The 206-nt window shown below is 40.3% G+C and carries 1 protein-coding gene; it reads left to right on the forward strand.

The features are described 5' to 3' along the window. Window positions 1–206, forward strand: a 206-nt coding sequence (locus tag V6256_RS16370; protein ID WP_341599225.1) for an AAA family ATPase, incomplete at both ends; no start/stop codon positions are given.

Raw genomic sequence — 206 nt, forward strand, 5'->3', positions numbered from 1 at the left:
ACACCAGACTTATTGCCTTCTGATGTAACAGGTAAAGATATTTTTCGACAAGATACAGGACAATTTACCTTTGAAAAAGGCCCTATCTTCCATTATTTGATCCTAGCCGATGAAATCAATCGTGCTCCTGCTAAAGTACAGTCAGCTTTATTAGAAGCTATGGCAGAGCGTCAAGTTTCTGTGGGTAAAAACACTTACCCGCTACC

The sequence above is a fragment of the Psychromonas aquatilis genome, assembly GCF_038155185.1.
Lineage (GTDB): Bacteria > Pseudomonadota > Gammaproteobacteria > Enterobacterales > Psychromonadaceae > Psychromonas > Psychromonas aquatilis.